Here is a 25,778-nt window from a genome sequence, read left to right on the forward strand (position 1 = left end):
CTGCTGCCTCCCGTAGGAGTCTGGGCCGTGTCTCAGTCCCAGTGTGGCCGTTCGCCCTCTCAGGCCGGCTACCCATCGTCGCCTTGGTGGTCCGTTACACCACCAACTAGCTAATGGGACGCGGATCCATCTGATAGTGATTAATCTTTCCTAATTAGAACATGCATTCCAATTAGCGTATCCGGTATTAGCAGCCGTTTCCAGCTGTTATCCCGGGCTATCAGGCAGGTTATCCACGCGTTACTCACCCGTCCGCCACTAAGTTTAAGTATCACTAGGTTTCAACTTAAACTCCGTTCGACTTGCATGTGTTAAGCACGCCGCCAGCGTTCGTCCTGAGCCAGGATCAAACTCTCCATTAAATATCTTGCAATATTTAAAGAGTTGATTAGCTCTTCTTTTACTTGTTTAGGAATTACTTGCTAGCGTTTGTATATAACGCTTGACGAGAATTCATTTGTGGTTGTCACAGTCTCGAGTTACCTCGACTTATGACTAAACCAAGTTGCATTCATCATCTACTGTTTAGTTTTCAAAGACCGCCTGTCCTCTCGGCCAGGAATTACATCTTACCATGTCCACCACTATGTTTCAAGTGCAATTTTTTGGTAAGTTTAGCTGTCGCAAGCGCGACACTTTTTTATCATAACATTATCTTTTTGCAAGGTCAATAACTAAATTCTTGTAATTACGTCACCCTTCAAGCAGATAACATTCCGCATAAAACTTAATTACTATTTAATAATATGTCTTAGCGGCGTAAATTAATATATCATAATCATTTTACAGTGTCAATATCTGAATTTAAGGATATGTAATTAAAATAAAAAAAGGAGGCTGTTCCGTATGAACAACCTTCTTTTGCTTTTATTCTTCGGTATTTTCTTCGCTTACTACCCTAGCGGTGGCTACTATGTGATCCTTTTCGCTCATTCTCATTAATGTAACTCCCTGGGTGTTCCTACCTATGGTAGAAACATCCTTTGCACTAATGCGGATGATAATTCCTTCGGCACTTATCATCATAATCTCATCATCATCCCTTACCACCAGAACTCCAACCACAGATCCGTTTCTCTTAGAGGTCTTTATATTAATTAATCCTTTACCGCCCCTGCTTTGTACGCGATATTCATCTAAGGGAGTTCTTTTCCCATAGCCGTTGGCAGTGACCACTAAAAGATCGGCCCCTTCTCTGGCTACGTCCATATTGACTACCGTATCATCACCATCCAGGGTTATTCCCTTAACCCCCCTGGCGGTTCTCCCCATAGCCCTTACATCCTTCTCAGAAAAACGAATGGCCATGCCGTCCTTGGTGCTAAGAATTACCTCTTCCTGCCCCTTAGTTAACTCTACAGCCACCAATTCATCTTCCTCATCTAAGTTAATGGCAATGAGACCATCCCTGCGGGAAGTGTCATACTCGTTAAGGGCGGTCTTTTTAATTATACCTTGCTTTGTAGCCATCACTAAGAAGGTATCCTCAATAAATTCCTTAACGGGAATTACCGTAGTTACATATTCGCCATTACTTATATAAAGCAAATTAATTAATGGTGTGCCTTTAGCTGTGCGTCCGGCCTCAGGTGCTTCATGAACCTTTAATCGATATACTTTGCCCTTATTTGTGAAGAACAATAAATAATGATGGGTAGAAGCTACAAAGAGATGCTTCACAAAATCCTCTTGCTTTGTACCCATAGCAGTGATTCCTTTACCACCACGCTTTTGACTGCGATAGGTATCCAGAGATATCCTCTTAATATACCCTTGGTTAGTAATGGTAACTACCATATCTTCCTCATCTATGAGATCTTCAATGTCAAAGTCTCCAGCCTGCTCATTACTAATAATTGTCCGCCTGGGATCTGCAAATTTTTTCTTAACCTCAGATAGTTCTTCCCTTATGATGCCAAGAACTTTTTTCTCATCTGCAAGGACTGAACGTAAATAATCTATCTTGGCCAGCAGTTCCTTATATTCCTTCTCCAGTTTTTCAACTTCCAGACCAGTTAAACTGCGCAGGCGCATTTCAACAATGGCTTCTGCTTGAATTTCCGTTAATTCAAAGTTATTTACAAGGCCTTTTTTAGCCTCATCGGTATTTCTTGATTCCCGGATAATTTTTATTACCTCGTCCAGGTTAGCCAGAGCTATCCTTAAACCTTCAACAATATGGGCCCGGGCCTCGGCTTTTTTAAGTTCATATCTTGTCCTGCGGGTAATTACATCCTTTTGATGTTCAAGATAATAAAAAATTACCTGGGGGAGATTTAAAACCTTTGGCTGATTATTAACCAGGGCGAGCATAATAACTCCAAAGCTTTCTTGCATTTGGGTATGCTTATATAAAAGATTTAAAATAACATTTGGGTTAGCGTCCTTCTTAAGTTCAATTACAATCCTCATACCCCTGCGGTCTGATTCATCCCGCAGATCCGAAATACCTTCTATCTTTTTATCCCTTACCAACTCGGCAATCTTTTCAATTAGTTTTGCTTTATTAACCTGATAGGGTATTTCATTGACTATAATAACCTGGCGACCATTTTGCTTGGTTTCGATGGTAGCCTGGGCCCTCATTTTTATAGAACCTCTGCCTGTTCTGTAGGCAGATTTAATACCTTCGCGGCCCATAATTTTAGCACCTGTTGGAAAATCAGGGCCTTTAATAATTTTCATCAAATCATCGGCTGTTGTATTAGGGTTATCAATCATCATTAATACACCATCGACAACTTCACCTAAATTATGGGGCGGTATATTTGTTGCCATACCCACTGCAATGCCTGAGGATCCATTAATTAACAGATTGGGAATTTTAGCTGGTAATATAGATGGTTCTTGAGTTCTGCTATCATAGTTAGGAACAAAATCAACGGTTTCTTTTTCAATATCGGCCAGCATTTCCATGGTAATCTTAGCCATACGGGCCTCGGTATAACGCATCGCCGCAGGTGGATCCCCGTCTACAGAACCAAAGTTACCGTGACCTTGAATCAAAGGATACCTACTGGAGAAATCTTGGGCAAGCCTAACCATTGCATCATAGATAGCAGCATCACCATGGGGGTGAAAATCCTGCATCACCTTACCAACGATACCGGCACTTTTTCTATAAGCCTTGTCGGGAGTTAATCCTAATTCATGAACAGAATAAAGAATTCTCCGATGTACCGGTTTAAGGCCATCCCTAACATCCGGTAAAGCACGTCCTACAATTACACTCATGGCATAATCCAAGTAGGAGTTTCTCATTTCGCTATTAATATCCAAAGGGATAACCTTACCAGAAAAGGAAACCATGTCCTATACCTCCGGAAAAATATTAAACAGTAAAAGGCTTGGCCAATATGACAAAAAGCCTATATTACAAGTTTTGCCAAATAAATTATAACAAAATCAGACCTTTATCGCAAATATTTGCTATTTAATTAAATACTGGCTAAAATGATCTGCCTTCCAGTAATTGTATGCATCTGGACATCAGTAAACCCTGCTTTATGCAACCATTCAGTATACTGCTCCAATGTCCAGGTTCCACCTGTCTTAGTATTTACTAACATATTTACTCCAAATAATTCAGCCCGGGGATTGACCCCCCTCACTAAATCAAGGATGGCAATCCGTCCAGAGCTATTTAGAGCCTTTTTTACCCCTTTAAATAACTCAATATTTTCGTCTTCCCCATATATGTGGCATATATTGCCTAAAAAGGCTAAATCAAAGTCACCAGTTGTCACACCTTCAGTAAAATCTTTTGCAACAAAGCTAATTTTTTCTCCCGGTTCCAGGGTAGGCTCCATAACAGCACATACATCAGATATATCTTGTACGGTCACAATCGCTCCGGCCTTAGCAAAGGGCCTAGCATAATTTAAAGGACCACCACCTAAATCCAAAACCGAAGGGGATGAAGGCATATTCTTCAGGCATAAGCCCACGATTTCCTCTGCAACTTCTTTAGCATTCTTTTTCATGGCAGCCATAAACCCTTTAATATCTTGCTTAGTACGCTCCCTTTCTGGGGGAATACCAGTTTTTAAAATCTCAGGTATTCTAGTCCAGGACTTAATGACATTAAAGGTATGAATTATAGCATGACCCACATAATTTTTACTATTTTCATTGTAAAATAAATCCTCGGTCTCAGCAGTCAGATACAGCCGTCCCTCTGATTCATTAACATAACCCAGGGCTGTTAAGGCTTCAATGACGGTCCAGAGGGCACGAAAGTCTAAAGAAAGCTTAATTGCTAATTCGTCAATGGTGTAATTACTTTCATGAAGTTGATCAAAAATACCTGACTGCATCGCTGCACCCACAACAAGTAATTCCTGCGGAACCATAGGGTTAACTAAATTTGGCATAGAAACCCTCCTAAAATTTAATACAGTAAATAACCTGCTGGCAAAATATATTTTGACAACCACATTTATATTCTACAATTCCATAATCAAACCGGAGTGTAGACTCCGGTTTGACTCTAAATATCCAGATTTCTTACATACTGTGCATTTTCGTGAATGAAATCCCTTCTTGGCTCTACCCTGTCTCCCATCAACATAGAGAAAGTAGCATCGGCCTCAATGGCATCCTCTAAAGTTACCTGTAAAACTGTTCTGGTATCAGGATCCATGGTTGTTTCCCACAGTTGCTCAGGATTCATTTCCCCTAGGCCCTTATACCTTTGTATATTGACATGGTCATAACCAATTCTCTTTAAAAGCTCCTCTAACTCATGTTCACTATAAACATAGCTGTCATGCTTACCTTTTCTTACCCTAAATAGGGGGGGTTGTGCCACATAAACATATCCCGCTTTAATCAATTCCTTCATATGCCGATAGAAAAAGGTCATTAATAGGGTACGGATATGGGCTCCGTCAACATCAGCATCGGTCATAATGATTAGCTTATGGTAACGAGCTTTACTAATATCAAAGTCTTCTCCAATACCGCAGCCCATGGCTGTAATCATTGCCCTAATTTCTTCATTGGCCAGGATTTTATCCATACGGGCTTTTTCCACATTTATAATTTTACCCCTTAAGGGGAGTATGGCCTGAAAACGTCTATCTCTTCCCTGTTTAGCCGAACCTCCCGCAGAATCACCTTCCACCAGATATAATTCACATTGGCTGGGATCCTTTTCGGAGCAGTCTGCTAACTTTCCAGGTAAGGCCATAGTCTCTAATGCACTTTTTCTCCTGGTTAGCTCCCTAGCTTTTCTGGCTGCTTCCCTGGCCCTGGCAGCGGTAATACCCTTTTCAATAATTTTCTTGGCCACCGAGGGATTTTCCTCTAGGAAGATGGTTAATCTCTCTGAAAGTACCGAGTCCACTATACCCCTTACTTCACTATTACCTAGCTTTGTTTTAGTTTGCCCCTCAAACTGAGGTTCCGGTACCTTTACACTTACAACAATTATAGCACCTTCCCTGATATCTTCCCCTGAAAGGTTTTGATCATTATTTTTCAAGATATTGTGGCTTCTACCATAGTCATTAACAACCCTGGTTAAGGCAGTCTTTAGGCCTACTTCATGGGTTCCACCTTCGGTTGTATGAATATTATTCGCGTATGAAAGCATGTTTTCAACATAACTATCGTTATATTGAATAGCCAGCTCCACTATTATTTGCTCTTTTTCCCCCGTTATATAAATAGGCTTTGGATGCAAAACCTGTTTATTTCTATTCAGGTGTTTAACAAAATCTTTGATTCCACCATCAAATTGAAATACTTGCTCTAATACAGGATCCTTTCTAAGATCCTTTAGCACTATTTTTACACCTTTATTTAAATAGGCCAGTTCCCTTAAACGATGAATTAGTACCTCGGAACTATAGATAAGTTCCTCAAAAATCTCCTCATCGGGAGCAAAGGTAATTTTAGTACCTGTTGTACTGCTCTTACCTATAACCTCAAGTTCAGAAACCGGTAATCCCCGAGAATATCTCTGTTGATACACTTTGCCATTTCTTTTAATTTCTACAGTTAATTCTTTGGAAAGGGCATTTACAACGGAAACACCCACGCCATGCAAACCACCGGAAACCTTATATCCGCCTCCACCAAATTTACCACCGGCGTGCAACATGGTTAAAACAACTTCAACCGCCGGTTTGCCCACCTTTGGATGCAGGTCAACAGGAATACCACGTCCATTATCTTCAACGGTTATGGAGTTGTCCTGATGGATAAAAACTTCAATACGGTCACAATATCCAGCTAATGCCTCATCAATACTATTGTCAACAACCTCATAGACCAGATGATGGAGTCCCCTGGAACTTGTACTACCTATGTACATGCCAGGACGCCGTCTAACGGCTTCTAATCCCTCAAGCACCTGAATTTGATCCGCACTGTATTTGTTAACCTGTTGGTCCATCCTTTGACCTCCATCTATTCACATTGACTCCATATTATACCATGAATAGTATTCCCCACTCAAGGACTGTTCATGAGCAATATGGGTTATTTTTACAATTTATAACAATATTATCATATTTTTTGACTTAAAAATATAAATCGCCTCCTTTAAGGCGATTACTTAATAAATAATTTTATTCATCTTCCTGGCTTTCCAGTATATTATCTGATCTCTTTTTAAGGGTTGTGCAGGAAATGGGAGAGATAAAAATCTCCTTGTTGGTAATAACAAAGGATTTCTCCTTCTCTGCATTGGATATGGGCTGAATGAATCCTTCATCCTTAGCAACTTCTATAAATTCCCTGGTAATTACAGATTGCTTGGTTCTGGAATCAAGGATAGCAATGACGTCTTTTTTTAACACCACAACATCGCCGCCTAGGTGCAAAAACATTATATTTCCTCCTTAAGGGTTAAGTTTCCTGAACTTACTTGCCAGATGGCACCTGCTCCCTTGTAAAATTCTTCAATGCCACCTGTAAAGCAGGTGGTAATAAAGGTCTGAACTTTATTTTGTACCCTTTCCAGGAGCATAGTTTGTCTTTTCTGATCTAACTCAAACAGCACATCATCCAATAAGAGGATTGGATAATAACCAAATTCCTTAAACCACAATTCCAATTGAGATAGCTTTAAGGACAAGGTTACCGATCTTTGTTGACCCTGTGAACCAAAGGTTTTAGCTTCGATTCCGTTGATTGATAGGGATAAATCATCCCTGTGAGGACCTAGTATGGTCTGGCAACGATTTATCTCGGTACTTCTTATTTTTTTTGAGGCAGAAGCAAATATTTGATAAATCTGCTCTTCCTTTAGTCCAGGCTCTAATACCAGGGATGACAGATATTTAGCCTGTAATTCCTCGGAACCACTTGTTATTCCCTGGTGAATATTTCTGGCTATAGGTATCAATTTAGTTAGAATTTGCAGTCTCAAATAGATTATTTTAGCGCCATATTTAAATAGCTGCTGGTCCCATAGTTCTAACATATCCTGGGACGAACGTCTATCCCTTATCTCTTTTAAAAGGCTGTTCCTCTGTGATAAAACTTTGGCATATTTTCTCCAGGCCTGACTATAGTGAGGATTTAAGGGACCTACTTCATAGTCGAGAAACCTTCTTCTTTCCTGGGGTGACCCTTTAACTAAATACATATCTTCAGGACAAAACAATACTACACCAAAATAATCCAAATCAGAACGGGGAGAGTCATTGCCATTAATTTTTAACTTTTTATTCTTTGCATTGGCTAACCACTGAATTGCCAGATTTCTAGTTAAAACTTTAACTTCAGCGTTAATAGAGGTGTTTTCCCCTTGCCAATTGATTATATCCCTATCTTTTTCAGCTCTGAAGGATCTTCCTCGTAAACAAAAGTAAATGGATTCTATTAGGTTTGTTTTTCCCTGGGCATTAGCCCCGGTAATTATATTGATACCCTGGTGTGGAGTAAAACAAACATTTTTATAGTTTCGAAAGTTATTAAGGGATATACTGCCAATTTGCAAGCTATCACCTTCACATCACAACAAGAAAACTACCGGCCCCTTCTACTTCCACAGTGTCATTGGGCTTTAATAATCTGCCGCGTTTGCTTTCTATTTTTCCATTGACCTTTACCATACCTGTTTGAACCATCATCTTTCCCTGGCCACCAGATCCGGTCACATTGGCCCATTTTAAAAATTGATCCAGACGAATTTCACTGTCTACCTTTATTTTCTCCATTGGGAATCACTCCTCAGCTTGTTCGAACTGGTAACACCAGTGAAAGATAATTGGCACTATCAACGGTACGCAAAATTCCTGGACTTAGAGGTCCAGACATATCAATATGTATACTTTCCCCACCAATGGATCTCAGGGCGTCGATGAGATATAAGGCATTAAAGGCTATTTGCATTGTTTCTCCAGAAAGATAACAAGGCACCTCTTCGTGAATACGTCCTACTTCTGTATTAGCAGAGATAATTACCTTATCTTCTTCGATGGCCAGGCGTACAACCTGAGTACCAACCCTAGCCAACAGTGAAGCCCTTTCCACCGACTCAAAAAATTCCTTTGTTTTTAATTTAATTCTTGTTTTGTAGCCTTGAGGAATTACCTGACGATAGTTGGGAAACTGGCCTTCAATCAACCTAGATATGAGCTTAGTGTCCTCCATTATGAAGATAACCTGATTATCTCCAATGGATATGGTTATATTTTTGTCTGGATCACCTATTACCCTGGAAAGTTCGTTTAAAGCCTTCCCGGGAATTATAACACTAATGTCCTCTAAATCATTAGATAAATTTTCTTCCCTAAGGGCTAGTCGATGTGTGTCGGTGGCTACTAGTCTAAGAATGCCATTTGATATTTCCAGCAGTATGCCAGTAAATACCGGCCTATTTTCATCTGATGACGTAGCAAAAAGAACCTGTCTTAAATACTCCTTTAGTTCCTCCTCGGGCATAGTGAAGGAAGTATTACCCTGGGGGTTAGAGAACACAGGAAATTCATCGGCACTAAAACCATTAATGGCTATTTCTGACTGTCCGTAGTGGATGATTGCATTTTCTCCTTCGGCGGATTCAATTTGTATGGGACTATCGGGGAGTCTTCTTACAATCTCGCCAAAATATTTTGCAGGTAAAACAATAGATCCTTCTTCTTGAACATTGCAAGGAATTGTACATTGGATACCCATTTCCAGGTCAGTAGCTTCCAAAGTCAAGGTATTGCCCTTTGCTGAAAGCAGGATGCCGGAAAGAATTGGCATGGGACTTTTAGCAGATACACCCCTTTGGGAAGTCGATACACCCTGGACAAGATTTTGACGGGTACAGATTATTTTCATAGTCTTTCTCCGTTAGTTTATTTTATTATTTATTGTTATTTTTTTAGCTAGTAGTAGTAATAAGGGCTGTTAATGTGTGCAAATATGCCTCAACCCTGTGTGATTACTAAGATTACGTTGTAAAGAAACTGTGGAGAAACTTTAGGATAATTATCAACAGGCAAAAAAGGGAAAAAATAGCCCTTTCGGTTAATCCACAGTATAAACAGGTTTTTGAATAACTAATTCACACTATTCACTGATACGTTTCCTAAGTTCTTTAATGGTTTCTTGAAGTACCGGATCACCTGATGCATCACCTAATATCTTATCGCAAGCATGTAATACAGTAGTATGATCTCTGCCGCCAAATTCATCACCTATTTTGGGTAGTGATAAATCAGTAAGCTCTCTGGTTAAATACATTGCTACCTGACGAGGAAAGGCTACTGATCTGGTACGCTTTTTTGCCTTAAGATCTTCGATACGCAGGCCGTAAAAATCAGCAACTGTTTGCATAATAAGTGGTACGTTAATAATTTTTGGTTTACTTGGTGAAATGACATCTTTTAAGATTTCAGCAGCCAGTTGGGGGCTTGCTTCTCTCTGTTCCAAGGAAGAAAAGGCAGTTACCCTGATTAGTGCTCCTTCTAATTCACGTATGTTTGAGTGAATTTTATCTGCGATAAAAGCAATGGTCTCATCAGATATGTTTTTCAAGCCCTCCAACTGGGCTTTTTTCCTTAAAATAGCTACCCTGGTTTCATAGTCAGGTGATTGAATATCAGTTATAAGACCCCATTCAAACCTAGAACGTAGCCTGTCCTCTAATGTTGCAATCTCCTTAGGAGGACGGTCACTGGAGATAATAATCTGCTTATTTGCCTCATGAAGGGTATTAAAGGTATGGAAAAACTCTTCCTGGGTTCGTTCCTTCTTTTCAAGGAATTGAATATCATCTATTAATAGGATATCCATACTGCGGTATTTATTACGGAATTCAACGGTTTGGTCATCCCTAATAGAATTAATTAGCTCATTGGTAAATTTTTCCGAGGTTACATAGGCTACCTTTAGACCTAAGTTATTTTCTAAAATATAATGTCCAATGGCATGCATAAGGTGAGTTTTACCCAGACCAACACCACCGTATATAAATAGGGGGTTATAGGCCTTTGCCGGAGATTCAGCCACAGCAAGGGATGCAGCATGGGCAAATCTATTGCTGTTACCTATTACAAAGGTATCAAAGGTATATCTGGGATTTAAAATATTTAAATAACTTTCTTCATTATTAGATTTTTCCTTCGGTTTACTTGGTTGATCCGGTTCTTGCCCTGCTAATATAAATTGAAGAGAAACATCCTGATGCATAATTGCTTCATAGGCTTGTTTTATTATGGGTGCATAACGATCTGCAAGCCAGCTTTTTGAAAAATGATCCGGGACTTCGAATATTACTGTATTGTCATAAAAGGCTACCGGTTTGCATTTAGCCAGCCATGTATCAAATGAATGTTTATTTACTTGTTTCTCAAGTAGATTTAATACTTGATCCCATCTGACTTGTATATCGTTTTGCATCTAAAAATAAAACCCCCTGGCAATGATTGTACCTAAAAAATCCCTTAATTTAGGAAAATAAGGGAAAAATTAAGCTGGTTTGTATATTTCTTAATAGAATTTAATTAATTAACAAAGTTGTTCACAGTTTTATCCACAATCTGTGCAAAAGATAGGATAACAAAAATTATCCACAGGTGTAAAACAATAATACCAAAAGTCCCAGATGTTATCAACAGCTATTTAATTATCCACATTTGTTATGAATACCCAGAGAACACTTATATTTCAAAAACCTTTATATCTTGACTATGGACGGGAATTTTAATATAATCTTCAGTGACTGTCTAGTTATTTCCAGATATTTAGATATACCTATATTCGTTGAAGGGGGTGTACATAGTTTGAAGCGAACATACCAACCAAAAAAACGCAGGCACCAAAAAGTACATGGTTTTTTAAAGCGGATGTCTACTAAATCCGGCCGAAACGTTCTAAAAAGAAGACGCTTAAAAGGTAGAAAACGTTTATCAGCTTAAGGCCGCTTATTTGTGGCCTTTCCTAATTTGTATATCTAGGATTTTCTTTGGTTAAGCTACACATAAAAACCTAAATTAGGAAATAATTATGGCTATTTTTATTCCGTTAAAGAAAAATTCCGAGTTTAAAAAGGTTTATACTAGAGGTAAATCTGCTGCCAATCGGTATCTCGTTCTATATAAACTTCCCAATGGGGGATCAGAGCGTCGGTTTGGCTATTCAATAAGTAAAAAGGTGGGTAAAGCAGTTTGCCGTAATCGATTAAGAAGAATACTGAAAGAAATTTGTCGACTTAATTTAAATCGTTTTCCCGATGGACATGATTTCATTTTTATTGTAAGACAATCATCATGTGATCAGGAATATAACCAGTTGGAAAAACATGTGTGGCATGTACTGGGTAGATTAGGTGATTAGGAGAGGGATATAGTGCGACAGGCTATAATATTTTGCCTTCGTTGTTATCAAAGGTTTATTTCTCCTCTAAAGCCTCGCACTTGTCGATTTTATCCTACTTGTTCTCAATACTCTATTCAAGCATTTGAAAAGTACGGAGTGGTTAAGGGTGCCTGGCTAACTGTCAAAAGATTGGCAAAGTGTCATCCCTTCCATCCAGGAGGATATGATCCTATATAAATGTTTGTTAGGCTTTTAAGGAGGTAAATGTTTTGTTTGATTGGTTTCACTCCATTGTAAATGGAATGACTGCTTTAATGAACTGGCTTTATAGCCTAACAGTGAGTATAGGCCTTCCGAGCTATGCTTTAGCAATTGTAATACTTACAGTTATTATTAAAGTAGCCTTATATCCCCTTTCTAAAAAACAAATGCAGTCAATGGTAATGATGCAAAAACTGGCACCTGAAATTAAGGCAATTCAGGAGAAGTATAAAACCAAAGATCCTCAGAAAATGCAGCAGCTTATAATGGAGTTGTACAAGCAGCATAATGTTAATCCTATGGCTGGCTGTCTGCCATTATTAGTTCAGATGCCTATTTTAATTGCACTTTATCGGGCATTATTTGATTTTCCCTTTTTAAATCCAGAGCATGCTCACTTTTTCTGGGTAGAGTCACTAAGTCAAAGGGATCCTTATTATCTTCTGCCAATATTAGCGGCAGTCACAACCTATATGCAATCTAAACTGACTACTAACGCACAGGATCAGACACAAAGAACAATGCTGTATACCATGCCTGTATTAATTGGTTGGATTGCCAGCACCGTACCCGCAGGTTTAGCTTTATACTGGGTAGTATTTAATGTTGTGGGTGCTATTCAACAGTGGTTTATTAATAAAGACACCCTGCACCTTAAAGAGGGGGTAGCCGAAGTTGAAGGTAGTAGAAAAGGTCGGTAAGACCATAGATGAGGCCGTAGAATTAGGTCTTCAGGAATTCGGTGTTTTGAGGGATGAAGTAATTATTGAGGTATTAGAAGAACCCTCAAAGGGATTATTTGGATTAATAGGAACACGTCCTGCCAAAGTTAGAGTAACATTAAAGGATAATCCAGCTGATCGGGCAGATAGATTATTACGCAGTATATTTAAGGCCATGGATATACCAGTGGATGTTAAAGTACAGGATCAGGAACAACTCCTTGTGGTTAATATGGAAGGTCCCGATTTAGGAGTTTTGATTGGAAGACGCGGAGAAACCCTTGATTCTCTGCAATATCTTGTTAATCTTGCAGTAAATAAGAATCAGGAACAAAGACGCAAGGTTGTATTGGACGTTGAAGGTTATCGTCAGCGTAGGGAAGAAACTTTACAAAAACTTGCTACAAGGTTAGCAGATAAAGCAAGACAGCGTGGCAGAAGTGTAGTTTTAGAGCCTATGAACTCCCAAGAGAGAAGGATAATTCATACAGCCCTTCAGGGAAGGGATGATATATACACTTTCAGTGAAGGTGAAGAGCCCTTTAGAAAGATCGTTATATCTCCAAAGAAATAAAAAGTCAAAACAAGAATAAAACCCAGCAACATAGGTTGCTGGGTTTTTGTAAACCTTATGGGTAAATAAATATTATAAATTTTTTCGGGGGGTTTTCCTGGGTGTTAGATGATACTATTGTAGCCATAGCTACACCACCTGGTGAAGGCAGTATTGGTATAATCAGAATAAGTGGCTCAGAGGCTATAGCAATAGGGATGATAGTATTTAGACCAAAAAAAAATACTGATTGGTTTAAAAAAGACAATTATAAACTTGTCTATGGACACATAATTGACCCGGAATCAGATGAAGTAATTGATGAAGTAATTCTTTCAATTATGAGAGGTCCTAAAAGCTTTACAGCAGAAGATGTGGTGGAAATAAGTTGTCATGGTGGTATTGTACCTTTAAATAGGGTGCTAAAAACAGTACTTAACCAGGGGGCAAGATTTGCAGAAGCAGGAGAATTCAGTAAAAGAGCTTTTATTAATGGACGCTTAGACCTGGCTCAGGCTGAATCTATTATAGATTTAATCAGGTCTAAGACTGAAGCTGGTGCTAAAATTGCCATATCTCAATTGGGCGGCAAACTATCCAAAAGGGTCTCTGCATTGCAAAGTGATGTTTTAGGTCAATTGGCAAAAATTGAAGCTATAATTGATTTCCCAGAAGATGATCTACCGGAAGCAACACTGGATGAAATGTCGCTATGTACTGCAGAATTAATAAATGAAATTAATAAAATATTGGAAAGTGCTGAATCAGGAAAAATATATCGGGAAGGTCTGCAGACAATTATTGTAGGAAAGCCGAATGTAGGTAAATCCTCTTTGCTAAATGCATTACTTAAGGAGCAAAGGGCCATTGTAACAGATATTCCCGGTACCACCCGTGACGTTATCGAAGAGGTATTAAACATCAGGGGTGTGCCATTAAAAATAATGGATACTGCTGGTCTAAGGGAAACCCAAGACCTTGTAGAGCAATTGGGTGTGGAGAGAACAAGGAAGTTTTTAGATCAGGCTGAATTAATATTAATGGTAGTTGATGCCATCACAGGTATATCAGAGGAAGATAAGAATATCATCAAGCTGATAAAGGGTAAAAAAACAATATTCTTAATAAATAAAATAGATTTAGAAGCAAGGAAAGTTACTGCAGAGGAAATTCAGAAAATTATAGATGGAAATCCTGTCTTGGAAATATCAGCGAAAAATGAAATTGGTCTAGATAAACTGGAACAGACAATATTAGAGCTTGTATTGGAAGGAAAGGTTACAGCTGCCGATAATATATTAGTTTCTAATACCAGGCATAAACATGCCCTTGAAAGGGCTGCTTTTCACCTAAGTGAAGTTTTAAAAGGTATAAGGGACGGGATTCCACCAGATCTAGTATCCATAGATATTAAATCAGCATGGGAAATACTAGGTGAAATTACCGGAAATAATGTTACTGAAGACTTGATAGATAGGATATTTGCAGATTTTTGTATTGGTAAATGAGGTGTTTTTAATGGGTTATCATGCCGGAGATTATGACGTAATTATAGTGGGTGCAGGTCATGCAGGCTGTGAGGCTGCCTTAGCAGCAGCAAGAATGGGATGTAAAACTCTGGTTCTGACCTTGAACCTAGATAACGTGGCACTTATGCCGTGTAATCCAGCTGTAGGTGGACCGGCGAAATCTCACCTAGTCAAGGAAATAGACGCCTTGGGTGGGCAAATGGGGTTAAATACTGATCTCACAGCTATACAGATGAGGATGCTCAATACTGGTAAAGGTCCGGCTGTTCATGCCCTAAGGGCCCAAGCAGATAAGTTAAAGTACCAAAATTTAATGAAGAAAACCCTTGAGAGTCAGATAAATTTAGATATTAAGCAACTGCTGGTGGAAGAGATTATTGTTGAGCAGGAAAAGGTAACGGGTGTAGTAACTCAGATAGGAGCTATATTCACTGCAAAGGCTATTATAGTAACCACAGGTACCTACCTAAAGGGACGAATAATAATTGGTTCAGTTCATTATCCAGGGGGTCCTAATAGCCAATTTCCAGCGGTTAATTTAAGTGATAGTCTGAGAAAGCTAGGCTTAGAGCTGGGTAGATTTAAAACAGGAACACCCGCTAGGGTAGATCAAAGAAGTGTTGACTTTTCTAAAATGACTATTCAGCCAGGAGATCAAAGGGTACATAATTTTTCTTTTATATCTCCAGTAAAGCAAAGGGATCAGGTACCCTGCTGGCTTACCTATACCAATGAAACCACTCACCAAATTATCAGGGATAACCTACATAGATCCCCACTCTATGCCGGTATCATTGAAGGTATTGGGCCGAGATACTGCCCTTCCATTGAAGACAAAGTAGTTCGCTTTGCTGACAAACTACAGCACCAGATATTTATAGAGCCAGAGGGTTTAGATACATATGAAATGTATGTGCAAGGTATGTCTACAAGTCTTCCACCAGATGTACAGTTATTAATGCTTAGGTCCATTCCGGGTCTAGAAAATGTTGAGATAATGAGGCCAGGTTATGCCATTGAGTATGATTATGTAGTGCCAACTCAGTTAAAACCAAGTCTCGAGTGTAAGCAAATTAAAGGTCTATATACAGCCGGCCAAATAAACGGCACCTCTGGCTATGAGGAAGCAGCAGCTCAAGGGATAATTGCTGGTATTAATGCTGCCTTACAGGTAAAGGGCAAGGAGCCGTTTACCCTAAAAAGATCTGAAGCATATATTGGAGTGCTTATTGATGACCTGGTAACAAAAGGGACTAATGAGCCATACCGTTTAATGACAGCAAGGGCCGAGTATCGTTTACTGCTGCGCCAGGATAATGCGGATCACAGACTTACTGAATTAGGCTATAAAATAGGTTTAGTGACTGAGGAAAGGTATAAAAAGTATAATATAAAATGGGATCTAATAAATAAGGAAATTGAAAGATTAAAAAGCTTAACTATTCCTAATAATGAAGAGACAGCTAATCTATTAATAAAACTTGATTCAAGTGAATTAAGTCAACCTACCCCTGCCATTAATCTAGTCAGAAGGCCAGAGGTAGGCATTAAGGATTTGAGACAATTATCATTAGATTTTACACCATTACAGGATGAAATTATCGAAGAAGTAGAAGTTGAAATTAAGTATGAAGGTTATATAAAAAAGCAACTGGCCCAGGTTGAAAGATTTGAAAAATTAGAGGGCAGAATATTAAGTGAAGATATTAATTATAATGAAATTAAGGGGCTTTCAGCGGAAGCCGCACAGAAACTAGCTAAGTTTTTACCAACATCCATAGGACAGGCCTCTAGAATTTCAGGTGTAAGTCCTGCAGACATATCGGTATTGTTAATTTGGTTAGAGCAGCAAAGGAGAAAAACATCCGGGGGTGAATAAAAATAACGGAGCTTAAGGATGTATTAATAAAGGCTGGAAATGAAATTGGGATAAAATTTACCATGGACCAACTTGAGTCTTTTAATAAATACTATTATTTATTAATTGAAGGAAATAATAAATTCAACTTAACCGCCATTACTGAAGTTAAGGATGTGGCAATAAAGCATTTTATAGATTCATTAACCTGCCTGACATTTATTGATCTAGCTAATAATTCAACAATAATGGATATTGGAACAGGGGCAGGCTTTCCAGGGATACCTCTAAAAATAATGAGACCGGATTTAAAGATTACATTATTAGATTCCCTAGGAAAAAGGGTTAATTTTTTAAATGAAACTGCAGATATATTGGGACTAGAAAATATTAAGGCTATCCATGGGAGAGCTGAAGACTTTGGGAGAGAACCACAATTTAGAGAAAAATATGATTATGCAATTTCAAGGGCGGTAGCAAAGCTATCGGTACTGACTGAATATTGTCTGCCCTTTGTTAAGCCAGGAGGTTATTTTATATCTCAAAAGGGTCCAGAAATAGATAATGAAGTTAAAGAGGCTGGCAAGGCTATTGAAATACTTGGTGGTAGATTAGAAGTAATCAACAGCCTAAATTTACCAGGTATGGGAGATGGTCGCAGCATAATCATTATTAAAAAAATTAAACAAATTTCCAAGGACTTTCCCAGGAAGGCTGGGGTTCCTGGGAAAAAACCAATATTATAAACCCGGCTTAGGCCGGGTTTAATGTTTCACGTGAAACATTATTAATTTAAGTAAGAATAGCTAAAAGTCCGAAAAATATTATAATGATACCGGCAATTTTATTAATCAGCTCCAATTTTTTATCATTTAGTCTATCCTTAAAATAGGCAGCTAGACTACTTAAAAACAACCACCATAGGGCGGAACCAATAAAAACTCCTAATACCAGTTGCAGTGTAGAAAAGATGTCTCCCCCATTGCCTAGTCCAAAGGCTGCAAAAATAGCGGTAAATCCTAAGATAGTCATAGGATTAGAAAGAGTAAGGGCAAATACAGATAAGAATGAAGAAACTAAGCTTCCTGTATGCCCAATATTATTTTGCTTAACAGGTGCAGTTTTATATGCATTAACTCCCAAGTATAATAAAAACATGCCGCCAAAGGTCTGCAACCAGTATTTATTACTAGTTAAAAAACTAGTAATTGCTGTTAGCCCAAAACCACCAATGCACCCATATATTGCATCAGCACAGGCTGCACCAATACCTGATATAAAGCCACGCAACCATCCGCCCGACAGAGACCTGTTAACGCACAACAAGCCAATTGGACCCACGGGAGCAGCAATTGATAAACCTATTAATAACCCCCGAAAAAAATAAGGAACCTCCAACTCTTATTCCCCCAAGCATATCTTTATTTAGAAGATGGTATTGGTATTTTTAATGTCTCTTTTTTCGAAGATAAAACTATGGTAGTTTTTGTTTTACCCACACCGGGAATTTCTTTTAAAACTTCACTAATTAATCTTTCGAGGCTTTTGATTTTAGTGCAGCGTACTTTCAAAAGGTAGTCCTCTTCACCAGCCACATGATGACATTCTTGAATTTCCTTAACCTTTAAGATGTTTTCTAAAAACCCATGTCTGTTTTCTGGACGATCTAGGGTCACGCTAATAAAAGCAACAATTTCAAAACTCAAAAGTTCAGGGTCTACTATTGCAGAATAACCCTTTATAATCCCCTTATCCTCCAAGCGCCGTACCCTTTCAGCAGCAGCTGGTGCCGATAAACCAAGGGAATCACCTAATTCGGACCAGGTTACACGACCATTATCCATTAATATATTAATTAATTTATAATCTAAGGAATTTAGATTAAAATTCTTCATATTCAAAAGAAAACCACCTCACATACAATAATATATAAAGAATATATCATAAAAAAGTTAATATTTATAGATACTTTAAAAATATTAATGTTTCACGTGAAACATTTAGCCTGTTTAAAAAGATACTACTGGATTTTAAGAATCCCGAACAGCTACATTCGTAGTAGTGGATGCAGCGCTTCGGGAAACTGAGGGTGAGAAAAAGCTTATTCGGACATGGACATCCGGGTAAGCCTGAGGTAAACACGATGTTTACTCGAAGGCTGCCCATTTTCGCATAAGCAAGGGATTGGTGCTGTCCACTGCGGAGATAGGAGTCGTGAGGGATTATTAAAAACTGAATATAGGTAGGTTTTAAACAATTTGAATGTTTCACGTGAAACATTAATAGCCTTTCAATTGATTAATTAGAAGGAAGAATAAGTTCCTTTGTTGAATAGGTGTATGATATAAGGAAACTCGGGGGTGTTCATTTGGGGAAAATAATAGCAATTGCTAACCAAAAAGGTGGAGTAGCCAAGACCACGACAGCGGTCAATCTCGGGACCTGCCTTGCCCTGATGGGACAACCTGTCTTATTGGTTGATTTAGACCCCCAGGGCAATGCGACAAGTGGTCTTGGGGTGGATAAATCTGCCTTGGATCGTTGTATTTACGATGTATTAATTAACGAATTAAATGTCGATGAAGTGATAATCCCTTCGGGCATCAGAAACTTGGATATTATTCCATCAACTATCCAGCTGGCTGGGGCGGAGGTTGAAATGGTTTCGTTGCTTGCCAGAGAGCAAATTCTCAAGGGTGCCATGAGTGAGTTAAAAAACCGCTACCAGTACATTATTATTGATTGTCCGCCATCCTTGGGATTATTAACTTTGAATGCCCTTTCTGCAGCGGATTCTTTACTAATCCCAATTCAGTGTGAATTTTACGCCCTGGAAGGTGTAGGACAATTGATGAATACTGTGCAGCTAGTTCAAAAACACCTTAATCAAGGCCTTAAAATAGAGGGTGTTTTACTTACAATGTTTGATGCCAGGTTAAATCTTTCTATTCAGGTTGTGGATGAAGTTAAAAAGGTATTTGGGACCAAGGTTTTTAAAAATATAATTCCTAGAAATGTTCGCTTAAGTGAAGCACCAAGTCATGGGATTCCGGTGGTAATATATGATCCAAAATCTAAAGGCTCGGAAGCATATCAAGAACTTGCCAAGGAAGTGATGGGTATTGACTAAAAAAAGAGGTTTAGGAAAAGGTTTGCAGGCCCTCATGCCTGTTGTTACAGAAGAACCTGCCAATCAGGGAATCCTTAAGGAGATTAAGGTAAAGGATATTAGACCAAACCCAAAACAACCTCGTTTAAGGATAGACCCAGAAAAATTACAGGAGCTAGTTGAATCTATCAAAGAGTACGGGGTTGTGCAACCTGTAGTTGTCAGATCTCAACCTGGCGGTGTATATGAGCTGATTGCCGGAGAAAGGCGCTGGCGGGCGTGTCAGCAATTAAATTTTGAATATATACCCGCTGTAATTAGGGAATATGGTGAACTTCAGTCAGCGGCCATTGCCCTGATAGAGAACCTACAAAGGGAAAATTTAAATCCCCTGGAAGAGGCCACGGCCTATCGCAGGCTAATGGACGAATTTCAGCTAACCCAAGACCAAGTCTCCCAAAGGGTAGGAAAAAGCAGACCACAAATAAGTAACATGCTAAGGTTACTATCCCTGCCCAATGAAATTAAGATGTTTTTAAATACGGGTGAATTGTCTGTAGGCCATGCCAGAGCCCTGCTGGCCCTAGAGACACGACAAGAGCAAATAGATTTGTCAAATACGACAATAAAAAAACAGCTCTCGGTTCGTCAGGTGGAAGAAATAGTAAAAAACATGCTTGAAAAAGTAGAGCAAAGGGCTAAGTCTGAGAAAAAGCCACGTCCTAGAAACCCGGAAATAGTTGAACTAGAAGACCAATTAAGGGGTGTTCTTGGCACAAAGGTTCAAATAAAGAATAAATCCCGGGGTGGAAAAATAGAAATTGATTATTACGACGATCTAGACTTAAACAGAATCATTGAATTGCTTATAGCAGAGGAAAAAATTATGGCTTAATAGACGCGAGGGATAAAGATGACGGGTACTATAGTAAACGCTGTGGCTATTTTATTAGGTACAGCAATAGGTTTACTGTTTAGAAAAGGGATAAGTCAATCAGTGAATAATACCGTTATGAGTGGTATTGGACTGGCAGTAGCTTTAATTGGTTTTAAAATGGCCTTTAAAACAGAAAATGAATTAATAGTAATCCTTAGCCTGGTTATAGGAGGGATTATTGGGGAAATTCTTAATATTGAAGGGTGGTTAGCCAGGGCCGGGAGTTTTCTAGAGAAGAAGGTTGGAGGACAAAATGGTGAAGTATCCAAAGCCTTTGTAACAACAAGTTTGATTTATTGCGTTGGAGCCATGGCGATTATGGGAGCCATTGAGGATGGCTTAACGGGTAATGCCACCACCCTATATGCAAAATCCCTGCTGGACGGTACTTCCGCAGTTATATTTACCACAACCATGGGTTTTGGAGTAGCGTTCTCTGCAATACCGGTATTTTTGTATCAAGGGTCCATAACATTAATGGCCAGTGGACTAAAAAATTTTCTAACCCCCTCTATGATTAATGAAATGACCGCCACCGGAGGGTTACTTATTGTAGGTATAGCCAGTAATATTTTGGGAATTCGTACCTTTAAAGTAGGTAATTTACTTCCTGCAATCGGAGTAGCGATTTTCTTAGCTTGGCTTTGGACAAAATTAAATATTGGAATTTAATCGGAACTTAGGTTCCGCTTTTTTTATAGATAAAGAGTACTCTTAGTGAAAGCACAAAAGGATTTGTGGGTTGAGGGTCGAATATTGTCATGTTGAATATATGTAATTTTCTATAAATTTAATTAAGGTGGTTTAAAGATGGCGGATAAGGTAGCTATAGTTACGGACAGTACCTGTGATCTGGAGATTGAAATACTAAGGGAATATGGTATTAGGGTTTTGCCCCTTAAGGTTATATATGAGCACGAAGAGTTCTTGGATAGAGTAGAAATTACCCCCCAGCAGGTATATGACAGAATGCCTGGCGAAATACCCTGTACATCACTGCCATCTCCTGCTCATATCTGGGAGATGTTTAATGGCCTACGACAGGAAGGGTATACACATATACTTTCCATGCATATTTCCAGTGGTCTTAGTGGAACATACAACGCAGTATTAACTACTGCTAGAGAATTTAACGATATCGTAATTGAAGTTTTAGACTCCAGGGCTTTATCCCTTGGCCTGGGAATACCGGTATTGGAGGCTGCTAAAACCTATAAGGAAACCTTAAGTTTTGAAGCTACTTTAAATAAAGCAAAAGAATCCATTGGGTCCATGGAAGTCTACTTTGTTTTATCAACCTTAGAATATCTAAAAAAAGGCGGCAGAATTGGTTATGTTGCCGGTACTATAGGTGAAATTATGCAAATAAAGCCAATTATATCAATCAATGAAGAGGGTAAATATTTCACCTTTGAGAGAGTCAGGGGAAGAAAAAAATCTCTCCAACGTCTAGTGCAGATTGCCGTTGATAAAATTGGACAGAACAAAGCTGATGTTGCAGTAATGCATGGAGGTGCTGTAGGAGAAGCCAAGGAAATATTTGAAAAGATAAATAATCTAGCTAATATAGAAGATAAATTTATAGGACAGGTGGGCCCGGTGATAGGTGTCCATACAGGGCCAGGCCTAATTGGATTATGTATTAGAAAGCTATAAAGGCTAATAAACATAGTATGTTATTTGGCATGAGAGCCTATTAAGGTTCTCTAGTTATTTCTTTGTTTTTATATATCTAGCATATAATCGGTTTTTTTAACGCTAATAATTTGTTATAATATTCCTCGGGTTCCATTTAGTAATCAACATCCTGAGATTATCCTAATGCCATACTATATAGAACCAATAAATATTGAAGAGAAAAAAGGGGAATTGAGATGGAAAATTTTTGGCAGGCTATACATCTTAACATGCCTGTTATTATTTTGTTCCTAGGACTGCTGGTAACAATTATTGTTATAGGACAATTTATATTACATAGGCGCTTTAGGGAAGTGTCCAGGAGATATAAATTGCTTACCCGGGGTCCAGCAGGGGCTGACTTAGAGCAAATTTTATTAAAGTACGCAGAGGATGTTAAAAGATTAGAGGAAACTAACAAAAATTTAATGCGTGAGCAGGAGATTTTGAAAGAACAAATAGCCCAGGGTCTACACAATCCTGGCTTAGTTAGATTTAATGCCTTTGATAATATGGGCAGTGACTTAAGTTTTTCCCTGGCCCTATTAGACAGAAGGGGCGATGGTGTAATACTAACAGGCTTGTATGGAAGAGATGAAACTCGACTTTATGCAAAGCCAATAAGAAAAGGTTCCTCCGACTACAGCCTTACAGAAGAAGAACTAAAGGCTGTGCAAAAAACTACTGGGGGAAAGAATGAATAAATAATTCAGTCTCAGCTTACCTTATTATTAAGGAGTTGAGTCAAGTGTTTAAAGATAGGATTGACGCAGGGCAAAAGCTGGCCCAGGCTTTAACGAAGCGTGTTTTTAAAGTATAACCCTGGCAGCTTAGTCCCATATCCAAAGGATAATATTATTGCAGCACCACAAGGTTGGTGGCCATGGCTCTTTGGATGCCGTCGGATGGTCTGTTTAACACTTGTCCGTCGAATATAAAGGTACTTGAACCGCCCCCGTCAAGATTGTAGCCTTCCTTTACACCCAACTCTATGAGTTTAATTTGTAGGCGTTCTAGGGTTACTCCGCTGCTCCAATCCGATTGTCTTCCATCAACTACTATAAGTATTAAGTCTCCATTGGCATATTCACCTAGTATTGTTCTTGGATGCTTTGTGTTTTGCCACTTTGCTGGTAAGGGAACAGGCTTACCTCCTTGTATTAAAATAGGAACAAAGCTGACCCCTTGCCAGGGTTTTTGCGACAGCAAAGCATCCCGATCGTTAAAAATTCCTCCAATTAATTTTCCTTCTTTATTTATTCCTGAGAAAAAAATATCTTCGACTGAGGGGTGGAAGCCTCCCACTAGCTTCTCATCTATCACTGTATTACCAATGGGAAGAGTATATTCCCGTCCGTCTTGCATAAACCTATAAAAACCTCCCCCGTTGATTCCCAGTATGGCCCCGGTTCTTTCAACTGCCTGGGAAGGAGTTTCCTTTTCACCATATTTATCCTGGGCTAAAACCACTTTAAAAACCTCCGGATCAAAGAGCTTAACCTTAGCAATAAAGCCCCTATAACCTAACTCATCAAGTTTAAATACCTTTACCTCGACCCTTTCCGATTGGTGGAACCCCACTGGAGGACCCAGCATCGCTAGTATACGATCTTCATAAATTTGGTCAGATAAATCTCTATGGTTAGTGCTTAGCATTGCCAGTTCTTGTATTACACGCTCCTGTTCTTTAAATGTTTGATCCTGATCTTCAACCAATTGGCTAATAAATGAGACATTCTTATATAAATCCTGTAGGTGTTGTTCCGTAGAAGAAATTTCTAACTCGGTTTTTATAAGGGGTAAACCTGTAGCCTGGGCACGGCTATCGAAATTAGTCATGGCAAATAAAAACCCGATAAGTGGTGCGAACAAAAAAATGAAAAATAAATTAATTATTCGCATCAGGTGCCTCCTTTAAGATGTTCAGGCTCTTCTCCAAGGCCTGCAGCTGCTTATCTAAATCCTTAATTTTATCATTTAGGGCCTTTTGGGTTGAGTCAGAGCTGGTAAGCGTCTGGTCGGTGTTTTCTAGTAATTCTTTAATTTGCTTCATCTCGTCACTTAGGGAAGCTAAACGAGACTCTAAATTTTGTACATTCATGGCATTAGTCTGCTGTACCGTTAACATAGTTTTATCAATATAATTTTTGGCAAGAAAAGAGGAGCCCAGAAGAAGGCCCAGCCATAATACAAAAACGCTAACTAATATCAAGTTCTTGTTTTTGGTGGCACTATTAATTTTTTCTGTATTGCCTGGTAGATGACTCATTAAAACCACAACCTTATAAAGTATTTTAAATAAATTTTTCTACATCTAAATGTTTAATCCTGTAAAAATAACTAATAATTAATCATTTTGTAACAAAAAGGGCTGTCCCGCGGGTCAGCCCTCAGACTGTTGAACTACAACTGGGTTTTAATAATCCCGAGCAGCGACATTCGGAGCAGTGGAAACAGCGCTTCGCGAAGCTGAGGATGCGAAAATGGGTGAGCGGACATGGACGTCCGCTCAAGCATGAGGTAAACATGATGTTTACTCGAAGGCGGCCCATTTTCGCCCGAAGCAAGCGATTAGCGCTTTCCACTGCGGAGAGAGGAGTCGTGAGGGATTATTAAAACCCGAATATAGGTAGTTTTTCGACACAAGAAGGGCTGCCCCGAGGGGCAGCCCTTCTTGTTACAGTTTATTTGATATTCTTTGGCTAGTCATTACCAAGCCTTCAGTTATCAGATTAGCAAGCTTCATTACAAGATTCAACCTGGTATTCTGAAGAACAAGGTACTCCATAAAGCCCCCGACATTTACAATACCTGTAATATGCAGTTGGCCAACCGCAGGTAAAGATTTATGGACGCCGGCACCAGGCTGTAAAGAGCCATCTCCAATGTTGACGCACCCAACGTTTTCTAGATGACCGAGACAAGCATCTATGGCAATAACTACCCCCTTGGGGTGGTTGATGCTGATTTCGTTAAGTTTATCGTTTAAGTTGCTGGCATGGACCGGCTCGTCAAGGGTGCCATAGACAACAAAGTTGTGACCCTGGGATGAAGCCATTTTTGAACCTACCAGAGGCCCTAAGCAGTCCCCTGTGGAGCGGTCTGTACCAATACAGACCACTACTAATTCGGAGCCTTCGCTGATACCGTATTCCATTAATCGGACTGCTAAATCCTTACTAAAAATATCAACAGCGAGGGGATCCTCGGCACTGATTCTAGTTTTGGGGGGTAAAGCAGTTTGAGTCATAGTGTTCATAATAACTGACATCACATCACTCCCTCTCAAAGCAAACAACTAATATATTTATTCCCCCGATAAGACTTAATTATTCCAGTTAAGCAGAAATTATGAAAAATAATCCCTAA

26 protein-coding genes and 1 rRNA gene are annotated in these 25,778 nt (G+C 39.1%); 13 read left to right on the forward strand and 14 right to left on the reverse strand.

All coding sequences use genetic code 11. The annotated features are described in order from the left end of the window. The 9 genes from P6N53_RS08375 to dnaA form a co-directional block, all read right to left on the reverse strand. Nucleotides 1–362, reverse strand: a 16S ribosomal RNA gene (locus P6N53_RS08375); the annotation flags it as partial. 505 nt (nt 363–867) lie between these two features. Continuing rightward, on the reverse strand, nt 868–3,309 hold the full coding sequence (gene gyrA / locus P6N53_RS08380; protein WP_304542391.1) for a DNA gyrase subunit A: 2,442 nt from the start codon (nt 3,307–3,309) through the stop codon (nt 868–870). A 128-nt stretch (nt 3,310–3,437) separates the two neighbouring features. Next, nucleotides 3,438–4,373: a methyltransferase gene (locus tag P6N53_RS08385; RefSeq protein WP_304542392.1), complete on the reverse strand. Its 936-nt coding sequence runs from the start codon at nt 4,371–4,373 to the stop codon at nt 3,438–3,440. Nucleotides 4,374–4,489: 116 nt separating this feature from the next. Further along, complete coding sequence (gene gyrB, locus P6N53_RS08390) at nt 4,490–6,400, reverse strand: DNA topoisomerase (ATP-hydrolyzing) subunit B (RefSeq protein WP_304542393.1); 1,911 nt, start codon at nt 6,398–6,400, stop codon at nt 4,490–4,492. 175 nt (nt 6,401–6,575) lie between these two features. Then, nucleotides 6,576–6,836: an extracellular matrix regulator RemB gene (gene remB, locus P6N53_RS08395; protein WP_304542394.1), complete on the reverse strand. Its 261-nt coding sequence runs from the start codon at nt 6,834–6,836 to the stop codon at nt 6,576–6,578. Then, entirely contained in the window at nt 6,836–7,951 is a 1,116-nt protein-coding gene (recF, locus tag P6N53_RS08400) for a DNA replication/repair protein RecF (RefSeq protein ID WP_304542395.1), read from the reverse strand. Before recF ends, remB begins: the two co-directional genes overlap by 1 nt. Before the next feature lie 10 nt (nt 7,952–7,961). Beyond that, entirely contained in the window at nt 7,962–8,171 is a 210-nt protein-coding gene (locus tag P6N53_RS08405) for an RNA-binding S4 domain-containing protein (protein ID WP_304542396.1), read from the reverse strand. A 13-nt stretch (nt 8,172–8,184) separates the two neighbouring features. Then, on the reverse strand, nt 8,185–9,282 hold the full coding sequence (gene dnaN, locus P6N53_RS08410; protein WP_304542397.1) for a DNA polymerase III subunit beta: 1,098 nt from the start codon (nt 9,280–9,282) through the stop codon (nt 8,185–8,187). 231 nt (nt 9,283–9,513) lie between these two features. Further along, on the reverse strand, nt 9,514–10,845 hold the full coding sequence (gene dnaA, locus P6N53_RS08415) for a chromosomal replication initiator protein DnaA (protein ID WP_304542398.1): 1,332 nt from the start codon (nt 10,843–10,845) through the stop codon (nt 9,514–9,516). A 383-nt stretch (nt 10,846–11,228) separates the two neighbouring features. On the opposite strand from dnaA, the gene rpmH reads away from it, so the two are divergent. The 8 genes from rpmH to rsmG all read left to right on the forward strand — a co-directional run bounded on the left by rpmH (nt 11,229) and on the right by rsmG (nt 17,432). After that, the gene (gene rpmH, locus P6N53_RS08420; protein ID WP_077712723.1) at nt 11,229–11,363 is read left to right on the forward strand and encodes a 50S ribosomal protein L34; all 135 of its coding nucleotides are present in this window, start codon (nt 11,229–11,231) and stop codon (nt 11,361–11,363) included. 88 nt (nt 11,364–11,451) lie between these two features. After that, the gene (gene rnpA, locus P6N53_RS08425) at nt 11,452–11,781 is read left to right on the forward strand and encodes a ribonuclease P protein component (protein ID WP_304542399.1); all 330 of its coding nucleotides are present in this window, start codon (nt 11,452–11,454) and stop codon (nt 11,779–11,781) included. Nucleotides 11,782–11,793: 12 nt separating this feature from the next. Further along, nucleotides 11,794–12,000 (forward strand): membrane protein insertion efficiency factor YidD, encoded by a 207-nt coding sequence (gene yidD / locus P6N53_RS08430; protein ID WP_373323024.1) that lies wholly within the window; start codon nt 11,794–11,796, stop codon nt 11,998–12,000. Between the two features lie 32 nt (nt 12,001–12,032). Then, nucleotides 12,033–12,725: a YidC/Oxa1 family membrane protein insertase gene (locus P6N53_RS08435; protein WP_304542400.1), complete on the forward strand. Its 693-nt coding sequence runs from the start codon at nt 12,033–12,035 to the stop codon at nt 12,723–12,725. Then, complete coding sequence (jag, locus tag P6N53_RS08440) at nt 12,700–13,320, forward strand: RNA-binding cell elongation regulator Jag/EloR (protein ID WP_304542401.1); 621 nt, start codon at nt 12,700–12,702, stop codon at nt 13,318–13,320. The genes P6N53_RS08435 and jag overlap by 26 nt, the downstream gene beginning before the upstream one ends. 101 nt (nt 13,321–13,421) lie before the next feature. Continuing rightward, complete coding sequence (gene mnmE, locus P6N53_RS08445; RefSeq protein ID WP_304542402.1) at nt 13,422–14,807, forward strand: tRNA uridine-5-carboxymethylaminomethyl(34) synthesis GTPase MnmE; 1,386 nt, start codon at nt 13,422–13,424, stop codon at nt 14,805–14,807. Nucleotides 14,808–14,817: 10 nt separating this feature from the next. Next, nucleotides 14,818–16,707, forward strand: a complete 1,890-nt coding sequence (gene mnmG, locus P6N53_RS08450) for a tRNA uridine-5-carboxymethylaminomethyl(34) synthesis enzyme MnmG (protein WP_304542403.1) — start codon at nt 14,818–14,820, stop codon at nt 16,705–16,707. Between the two features lie 62 nt (nt 16,708–16,769). Continuing rightward, nucleotides 16,770–17,432 (forward strand): 16S rRNA (guanine(527)-N(7))-methyltransferase RsmG, encoded by a 663-nt coding sequence (gene rsmG, locus P6N53_RS08455; protein WP_304542404.1) that lies wholly within the window; start codon nt 16,770–16,772, stop codon nt 17,430–17,432. 46 nt (nt 17,433–17,478) lie between these two features. On the opposite strand, the gene P6N53_RS08460 is transcribed toward rsmG, so the two are convergent. Together P6N53_RS08460 and P6N53_RS08465 are read right to left on the reverse strand one after the other, a co-directional pair. Next, the gene (locus P6N53_RS08460; RefSeq protein ID WP_304542405.1) at nt 17,479–18,084 is read right to left on the reverse strand and encodes a LysE family translocator; all 606 of its coding nucleotides are present in this window, start codon (nt 18,082–18,084) and stop codon (nt 17,479–17,481) included. 23 nt (nt 18,085–18,107) lie between these two features. Then, entirely contained in the window at nt 18,108–18,581 is a 474-nt protein-coding gene (locus P6N53_RS08465; protein WP_304542508.1) for an Lrp/AsnC family transcriptional regulator, read from the reverse strand. 473 nt (nt 18,582–19,054) lie between these two features. On the opposite strand from P6N53_RS08465, the gene P6N53_RS08470 reads away from it, so the two are divergent. The 5 genes from P6N53_RS08470 (at nt 19,055) to P6N53_RS08490 (ending at nt 23,113) form a co-directional block, all read left to right on the forward strand. Continuing rightward, on the forward strand, nt 19,055–19,816 hold the full coding sequence (locus P6N53_RS08470) for a ParA family protein (protein WP_304542406.1): 762 nt from the start codon (nt 19,055–19,057) through the stop codon (nt 19,814–19,816). Then, nucleotides 19,809–20,690 carry a ParB/RepB/Spo0J family partition protein gene (locus tag P6N53_RS08475; protein WP_304542407.1) on the forward strand — a complete coding sequence of 294 codons (882 nt, stop codon included), beginning with the start codon at nt 19,809–19,811 and terminating at the stop codon, nt 20,688–20,690. Before P6N53_RS08470 ends, P6N53_RS08475 begins: the two co-directional genes overlap by 8 nt. Nucleotides 20,691–20,708: 18 nt before the next feature. After that, the gene (locus tag P6N53_RS08480; protein WP_304542408.1) at nt 20,709–21,404 is read left to right on the forward strand and encodes a DUF554 domain-containing protein; all 696 of its coding nucleotides are present in this window, start codon (nt 20,709–20,711) and stop codon (nt 21,402–21,404) included. A 138-nt stretch (nt 21,405–21,542) separates the two neighbouring features. After that, the gene (locus tag P6N53_RS08485; RefSeq protein WP_304542409.1) at nt 21,543–22,388 is read left to right on the forward strand and encodes a DegV family protein; all 846 of its coding nucleotides are present in this window, start codon (nt 21,543–21,545) and stop codon (nt 22,386–22,388) included. 218 nt (nt 22,389–22,606) lie between these two features. Continuing rightward, nucleotides 22,607–23,113, forward strand: a complete 507-nt coding sequence (locus P6N53_RS08490; RefSeq protein WP_304542410.1) for a DUF4446 family protein — start codon at nt 22,607–22,609, stop codon at nt 23,111–23,113. Nucleotides 23,114–23,264: 151 nt separating this feature from the next. On the opposite strand, the gene P6N53_RS08495 is transcribed toward P6N53_RS08490, so the two are convergent. The 3 genes from P6N53_RS08495 to yyaC form a co-directional block, all read right to left on the reverse strand. Then, entirely contained in the window at nt 23,265–24,311 is a 1,047-nt protein-coding gene (locus P6N53_RS08495) for a phosphodiester glycosidase family protein (RefSeq protein WP_304542411.1), read from the reverse strand. Continuing rightward, nucleotides 24,298–24,678 (reverse strand): hypothetical protein, encoded by a 381-nt coding sequence (locus P6N53_RS08500; protein ID WP_304542412.1) that lies wholly within the window; start codon nt 24,676–24,678, stop codon nt 24,298–24,300. Before P6N53_RS08500 ends, P6N53_RS08495 begins: the two co-directional genes overlap by 14 nt. A 408-nt stretch (nt 24,679–25,086) precedes the next feature. Then, entirely contained in the window at nt 25,087–25,680 is a 594-nt protein-coding gene (yyaC, locus tag P6N53_RS08505) for a spore protease YyaC (protein ID WP_304542413.1), read from the reverse strand. Nucleotides 25,681–25,778 lie beyond the last annotated feature (98 nt).

This window comes from Desulforamulus aquiferis (genome assembly GCF_030577015.1).
GTDB classification, from domain to species: domain Bacteria; phylum Bacillota; class Desulfotomaculia; order Desulfotomaculales; family Desulfotomaculaceae; genus Desulfotomaculum; species Desulfotomaculum aquiferis.